6 protein-coding genes are annotated in these 7,456 nt (G+C 52.6%); 4 read left to right on the forward strand and 2 right to left on the reverse strand.

Annotation, left to right across the window (positions count from 1 at the left end; all coding sequences use genetic code 11):
- Positions 1–51 precede the first annotated feature (51 nt).
- Entirely contained in the window at positions 52–1,974 is a 1,923-nt protein-coding gene (gene nagB, locus FHS90_RS13320; RefSeq protein WP_182513394.1) for a glucosamine-6-phosphate deaminase, read from the reverse strand.
- Between the two features lie 312 nt (positions 1,975–2,286).
- On the opposite strand from nagB, the gene hslV reads away from it, so the two are divergent.
- From hslV to FHS90_RS13340, 4 genes are all read left to right on the forward strand, one after another.
- Positions 2,287–2,826 (forward strand): ATP-dependent protease subunit HslV, encoded by a 540-nt coding sequence (gene hslV / locus FHS90_RS13325; protein ID WP_066831404.1) that lies wholly within the window; start codon positions 2,287–2,289, stop codon positions 2,824–2,826.
- Positions 2,827–2,918: 92 nt separating this feature from the next.
- A complete protein-coding gene (locus FHS90_RS13330; protein WP_182513395.1) occupies positions 2,919–3,890 on the forward strand; it encodes a deoxyhypusine synthase family protein in 972 nt (323 codons plus the stop codon).
- A 470-nt stretch (positions 3,891–4,360) separates the two neighbouring features.
- Entirely contained in the window at positions 4,361–4,954 is a 594-nt protein-coding gene (locus FHS90_RS13335; protein ID WP_066831411.1) for a DUF4136 domain-containing protein, read from the forward strand.
- Between the two features lie 140 nt (positions 4,955–5,094).
- On the forward strand, positions 5,095–6,558 hold the full coding sequence (locus FHS90_RS13340; RefSeq protein ID WP_182513396.1) for a pyridoxal phosphate-dependent decarboxylase family protein: 1,464 nt from the start codon (positions 5,095–5,097) through the stop codon (positions 6,556–6,558).
- Between the two features lie 109 nt (positions 6,559–6,667).
- Here the strand turns inward: FHS90_RS13340 and FHS90_RS13345 are convergent, their stop codons facing one another.
- Positions 6,668–7,240 carry a 2'-5' RNA ligase family protein gene (locus tag FHS90_RS13345; protein ID WP_066831420.1) on the reverse strand — a complete coding sequence of 191 codons (573 nt, stop codon included), beginning with the start codon at positions 7,238–7,240 and terminating at the stop codon, positions 6,668–6,670.
- Between the last annotated feature and the right edge of the window lie 216 nt (positions 7,241–7,456).

Consider the following 7,456-nt stretch of genomic DNA (forward strand, 5'->3'; position numbering starts at 1 on the left):
CGCCCCAATACTTGGAAGCGGCTCCGGACAGATCAGGATTTAGGGAAAGGATTAGAATTTAAAGCGCACAAACGCTTCCATGGCTTCATAATCGGCTAGGCCCAGGCGGTCATACCGGCGGGCGGTCTCGCGGTTACGCTCCTGGGCACGTACCCAGAACTCCCGCGCGTCATCACCCGGGAATACCGGCGTATCTTTCTGCGACTGATGCTTGAAGATGGCGGCTTTCTTGCGCTGTACTTCCTGCGGAGAAAGCGGAACCGCCATTTCAATTTCGTGGGTCTCAAATTCATGCCACGCCCCGCGGTACATCCAAAGCCAGCAATCGTTTACCCAGGTTTCACCATTGGCACGGAGTCTTCTCAGGGCCTCCACAATAATATTGAAGCAGACAATGTGGGTGCCATGCGGGTCTTCAAAGTCACCGGCTGCAAACACCTGGTGGGGTTTCACCTGCTGCAGCAACTGCATGGTCAACTCAATATCTGCATCGGTTACCGGGTTCTTCTTGGTCTTGCCGCTTTCATAGAAAGGCAACGCCTGGAAATGGATGTGGTCATCTTCCAGACCGGCATAGCGGGCGCCCGCAATGGCTTCACTTTTTCTGATGAAGGCTTTCACGTTCTGGATCTCAGGCGTATCTACCTGGTTCGGCTGCTTCTGCTCAATAAAAGAACGCATCTCCTCATAGATAGAAGTCAGTTTACCTGAATCATCACCAATACTCTTGTTGAAGTCAATGGCAAATTCCATATAACGCAGCACGTCATCATCCCACACCGCGGTGTTGCCTGAGGTTTGATACGCTACGTGCACATCATGCCCCTGGTCTACCAACCGGATGAACGTCCCCCCCATGGAGATCACATCATCATCTGGGTGCGGCGAGAAAACAATGGCCCGTTTCTGGGCCGGCAAGGCGCGCTCAGGACGCTCAGAGTCATCTGCATTGGGCTTACCACCCGGCCAGCCGGTAATGGTGTGCTGCAGTTTATTGAAGATGTCAATGTTGATGTTATAGGCCGGTCCACGGTCTACGGCCAGTTGGGCCATACCGTGGTTGTTGTAGTCTTCTTCAGTGAGTTTCAGGATTGGTTTGCCCACCTCACATGACAGCCAGATCACTGCCTTTTTGGTCAGTTGCTCATCCCATACGCAGTCTCTGGTGAGCCACGGCGTATCAAAACGGGTGAGTTCTGAAGCCGCATCCTGATCCAAGACAAACTCCACATTGTCAGAGAGCTGGAGATACGTGGCCGGCACCTCGCTGGAAATCTCACCTTCCACCGCTTTCTTGATGATAGAGGCTTTCTTTCCGTTCCAGGCCATGAGCACAATCTCACGGGCTTTGAAAATGGTACCAATGCCCATAGTGATGGCTTTGGTGGGCACGTTTTCCTTCCCCCCAAAATCACGCGAAGCATCACGGCGGGTCAGGTCATCCAGTGTTACCAGACGGGTACCGGAGTTAGGCGCAGAACCTGGCTCGTTGAAACCGATGTGACCGGTACGACCAATCCCCAGCACCTGCAGGTCAAGCCCCCCTAACGCCTCTATCTTGCGCTCATATTCCAGACAGAACGCCGGTATCTCCTCTAACGGAAGCGTACCGTCAGGAATATTGATGTTGTTGCGGTCAATGTCAATGTGGTCAAACAGGTTTTCGTTCATGAACGTCACATAGCTCTGCTTGGCCGTAGGCTGCATGGGGTAGTACTCGTCCAGGTTGAAGGTGATCACATCCTTAAAGCTCAGCCCTTCTTCCCGGTGCAAGCGCACCAACTCTGCGTAGACACCCACCGGGGTGGCACCGGTAGCCAGTCCTAAAACAGTTTTCTCCCCATTTTGCTGCTTTCTTCTGATCAGCTCCGCAATTCGTCTGGCAACTGTTCTGGAGGCATCATGCTGATCCGGGAAAACGGTTACCGGAAGCTTTTCATACCGGGTTTCTTCAAGGAGGTTTAAACGACTCATAGTAGATTAGGTGGTTTTTTGCAACAGTGGAGCCTGCAAAGGTAAAAATCCCAGCGAGACAGCAAATCGTTTGGTGATAACTTTTTTATTTTTTTTACTAAGTAATCTTCGGTCAGCTCCTCCCCTTTAGGGGGAAGTGACAATAATAAAGGAATAAGTTGGAAAACCTACCACCCGGTTTGGGGCTAATTTCTAAAAAACAGGTCAGAAACGCCCCGGGGGATAGGGTGCTCGTGATTTCCAAAAGTTTGTCGTAGTTTCGCGGCAATTGCGTGCGTAAACGTACGTATCACGAGAACAGGAAAGACACTTATGGTAAAAATACGTTCAACCACCGTGCTGGGCATCTACCATAACGGCGAAGTAGCCGTTGGGGCAGACGGGCAGGCCACTATGGATAAATATGTGGCCAAAAGCAACGTGCGTAAAATCAGAAAGCTGCAGGACGGGAAAATCATTACCGGTTTTGCCGGCTCCACCGCAGATGCGTTCACCCTGCTGGAGCGCTTTGAGGAGAAACTCAACGCCTACGGCAACAACATGAAGCGCGCCGCCATTGAACTGGCCAAAGACTGGCGCAAAGACCAGTACCTGCGCAAGCTGGAGGCCATGATGGTGGTAGCCAACAAAGAGGAGCTGCTCATTATTTCCGGCACCGGTGATGTTCTGGAGCCCGACTACCAGATAGCGGCCATTGGGTCTGGCAGCACCTATGCCCAGTCGGCCGCCCTGGCGTTGAAAAAGCACGCGCCGCACCTCACCGCTGAGGAAATGGTGCGGGAGGCGCTCACCATTGCCGCCGACATCTGCATTTACACCAACCACAATTTCATCATAGAAAAACCGAACTAACCACTGGGTTAGGATGTTTGCCTCTTGTAATCACCCTAGATTATAAAGCGATAGAATTTCACCACATCACTTTTAACACACAAAGACAAGAAATGAAGGTAACGCAGTTCCTGAAAGACCATTACAAGCACTTTAACGCCGCTGCCCTGATTGATGCCGCTGAAGGTTATAAAGCGCATTTGAATGACGGCGGAAAGATGATGATCACCCTGGCGGGCGCCATGAGTACCGCAGAGTTGGGAATTATTCTGGCTGAAATGATTCGGGAAGACAAAGTGCAGGCCATTACCTGTACGGGCGCCAACCTGGAAGAAGACATCTTCAACCTGGTGGCCCATGATTTTTATGAGCGTATTCCTAACTACCGTGACCTGACGCCGCAAGACGAGCAGGCGCTGTTGGACCGCCACCTGAACCGCGTGACAGACACCTGTATTCCAGAGGAGGAAGCCATGCGCCGCCTGGAGCACACCGTCTTGAAATACTGGCAGAAAGCTGACCAGGCCGGTGAAGCTTTTTTCCCGCACCAGTTCTTCTACCAGATCCTGCTCTCTGGTGATTTGGAGCAGCACTACCAGATAGACCCTAAGAACAGCTGGATGCTGGAGGCCGCCAAGAAGAACCTGCCAATTTTTGTACCGGGCTGGGAAGACTCTACCCTGGGCAACATCTACACCGGCCACGTCATTTCCGGCGACATTAAGAATGTGCATACCGTGAAAACCGGTATCCAGTACATGATGGAGCTGGCCGAGTGGTACACCCAAACGGCCACCGAGGAGTCTACCATTGGTTTCTTCCAGATTGGCGGCGGTATTGCCGGTGACTTCCCTATCTGCGTGGTGCCTATGCTGCACCAGGACCTGCAGCGTACGGGGGTTCCGTTGTGGGGCTATTTTGCGCAGATCTCTGACTCTACCACCAGCTACGGTTCTTACTCAGGCGCCGTGCCGAATGAGAAAATCACCTGGGGTAAACTGGGGGTGAATACGCCTAAATATGTTATTGAATCAGATGCCACCATTGTGGCCCCGTTGATTTTCGCCATTGTACTAGACAAGTAACAGCCGTTTCCGGCTTACTTTTTCCAAAAGCGGGACAAAACGTCCCGCTTTTTTTATGCCCGCCGCAGATTCACCTGTCTGGCTATTGTTTTTCAGTCAAATCTAAGTAGCTTTAATTCAGCAACCTACGCAGCTTTTTTTTCAGTATCTTCTCTGGTTGCTGATTTTTATAAGACTAAAGGAACATAGGACCAGGCAAATGACATAACGGGGAATGCTCCCCCGCTAGCCAAAGAGACTACTGAAGGTTTTTTCCGGGGCTGGCAAACCTTACCCCGTAAAGAAAAGCTGTCATCTAAGGTATTCTAATTTGTCTTAAGGCAGGTTTTCATCTTTTAAAACACCGCCAGGAAAAGGGGCGCTCCCGTATTTCTACAGAATTTTACTTTTCTTATAATTTTTTAAAACCTTCCTGGAAGGTACTACCGTAAGTAACGGAGGTACAGAAATTTAACACTAAGGTCAAAAAAATGAGAAAGCTTTACTACGTATCTACCATTGTGCTTCTGCTGCTGGTCTTTGGCTTGAATGGCTGCATGATGTTTAAGGCCCGTAAATTTGGGTCTGACTACAGCTATACCGGCACCTTCCACAAATACAAAACCTTCAATTTTGTCACCCACGCCTCAGAGCAGGACAGCGCCACCACGCAGAACTATGAAGTCCTCAAGAAGTTTATCAAAGAGAGGCTGGAAATTCAGGGGTACGAGTTTACAGAAAAGAAACCTGACCTGCTGGTAAGCTACTACCTGTATTTCAATGACCTCAACATGAAAGGTTATGAGCAGGAAGAGTTTGACATCTGGCTGGTGAACAACGAGGAGCCCGCTAAAGAACATGACCCTTACCGGCCGGTGAAGATGTTCATGTCGCAGGGTACCCTGCTGGTGACGCTGCTGGACCATAAAAAGCAGAATGCCGTCTGGCAAGGCTATACCTCTGGCGTGCTCGCTGACAAGTCTGCTGAAAACACAGCTTACCTGAACCGGGCGGTAAGAACCATTTTTGACCAGTACAGAGTCTTCCGGAAAGGCTACCTGCGCGACAACTCCCTTTCAAACTAACCTATTTCCCCTTTCTCACCCTGCCACCCTTTCCCTTGCCTGTACCGGCAAGGGAAAGGGTCTTTTTTGGCTATTAGAGCCAAGGCCACAGCAAAACCTTTTATAATTTGCTGTAGATTAGCAGCCAGAAAAACCAATTCATGTCTATTTCCCAACTTGAGGCCCGTCTCCAGGAACTGGAGCAGCACGCTCTTCTTCTGGAGCCAGACGCTTCACACCGGTTTCCCATGCAACAGGCAGTAGAACGGTATGCCCAGCACTTTCTGGAAGCCCTCCCTGAGGCACCGGCTTTTGTTCCCCGTTCAGAAACGCATGACAGCCTGGCGCCTTTTGCCATTCCCGAGCAGCCCAAGCCTATAGCAGAGACCCTGCAGGTACTCCAACACCAAGTAGACACCCCGGGTATCAATTCCGCCTCTGGCGGACATCTGGGCTATATACCCGGAGGCGGGCTGTACTATGCCGGGCTGGGGGACTATCTGGCCGCCGTGGCCAACAAATACGCTGGCATCTTCTACTCTGCCCCCGGTGCCGTGAAAATGGAGAACCTGCTCCTGCGCTGGATGGCAGAGACCATTGGCTTTCCCGCAGAGGCCGCTGGCAACCTCACCTCCGGAGGCAGCATTGCCAGCCTGATTGCCCTGGCCACCGCCCGAGATGCGAAGCAAATAACTTCCCGCCTTGTTCCAGAGGCGGTGGTGTACCTAACCAGCCATACCCACCATTGCCTGAACAAAGCACTGCGCATAGCCGGTTTAGGGGAGTGTCCCATCCGGTTGGTCCCCATGGATGACCGTTACCGCATGCAACCGCAGGCGCTGCGGGCGGTCATAGAACAGGACAAGGCGGCGGGTTTAACCCCATGGCTGCTGGTGGCCTCAGCGGGGACCACAGATGTTGGGGCCGTTGACCCTCTCCCTGAACTGGCAGCCGTTGCCCAACAGCACCAGCTGTGGTTTCACGTAGACGCCGCCTACGGCGGATTCTTCGCGCTGGCCCCGTCTGGCAAAGAGATTTTACGGGGGATTGAACAGGCAGACTCAGTGGTCATGGACCCTCATAAGGGGTTGTTTATTCCGTACGGGTCTGGGGCCGTACTTATCAAAGACCGGGAGCAGCTGGCCAAAACCCACTACTACTCGGCCAATTACATGCAAGATGCCCTGGCAGCAGACCAGGAATACTCCCCCGCAGACCTTTCACCGGAGCTGAGCAAGCATTTCAGGGGGCTGCGGCTGTGGCTCCCGCTTCAACTGCACGGGGTGGCGGCGTTTAGAAGCGCCCTGGAAGAGAAACTGCTGCTGGCACAATACGCCTACGCCAAACTTCAGGAGCTTACCGGGTTTGAAACACCGGCGGCGCCAGCGCTGTCTGTGGTGATTTTCAGGTACCTGCCGGCTGCCGGGGCTGACGCCAACGCCTTCAATCAGCGGCTGGTGCAGGCGGTGCAGCAAGACGGGCGCGTTTTTCTCTCCTCTACCAAACTAGGCGATGACTTTATGCTGCGGTTTGCCATCCTTTCCTTCAGAACCCACAAAGCCACCATTGATTTGGCCCTGGAGATCCTGCAGGAGAAAGTAAGGGAACTGCAAACCCAACGTTAAGTGAATTTTACTGATGCCTGTCTCCGTACAGATAGCAGTCTTTTCCTGTTTTGGGGCTGTTTTTCAGAAATCAGCCCCAAAACAGGAAATCCTATAGGCCCAGCGGAAATCAGGACTTGGTAAGTTTAAAGGCGGCGCCTTCTTCTGTGCCCACCAGCGGGAACTCCCCGTCTTTCAGGAACAGTTCGCCGTGTTTGGTGAGCAGCGTGAGGTTATCCAGTTCAATCTGCCAATTATACGGCTCCCGGTTCAGGTACGCCATAGCCTTGGCCACCACCTCAGGGGACGTGTCGCCCAGGGCCAGGGAGAGGTGGGGCACCCAGGTCTCTGGGTAATAATGCGAGCCAATCTCCTGACAGATCAGGCCAACCGCCTCAAACAGCTGCGCATGGAACCGGTTCACGGCCGGGGTGCGCAGGACCGGTATGAACAGGACTGGCTTCTCGCCCGGGAAGAGGCCCAGGCCGGTGGTTCTGACCTTGAACTTGCAACAGATGCCCGCCGCGTGCCCCAGGGTCTCCTGCAGGTTATGGAGGCTTCCGTCATTCACGGTGAGCCACGTGATGTGCGGGTAAGGGGTCATCTGCACCCCCTTGAGCCCAAATTCCCGCTCCAGCTCAAAGATCAGCCGGTTCAGTTGGTCAGAATGTTGCGCGTCTAGAAGAGATACAATGGCTACCATAGGTGCAACGAAGTTGGGCGTTTTAGGGCTGTTTTCCAAAAAATAGCGCAAAAACAGAAAGATCCCCGCAAGCTCCGGCCCCGCCGGGCCAGCCTGTATCTGTTTTAGGGCAGTTTTCCAGCAATACTTCGGACAGTTTATGCTGCGATTCTGCCGAAGTTAAGGACACAGTCTGTTTTGTCCTTGTTATTTAAGTGGCTTTTGTCAAAACCGAAC

The sequence above is a fragment of the Rufibacter ruber genome (assembly GCF_014138425.1).
GTDB lineage: Bacteria > Bacteroidota > Bacteroidia > Cytophagales > Hymenobacteraceae > Nibribacter > Nibribacter ruber_C.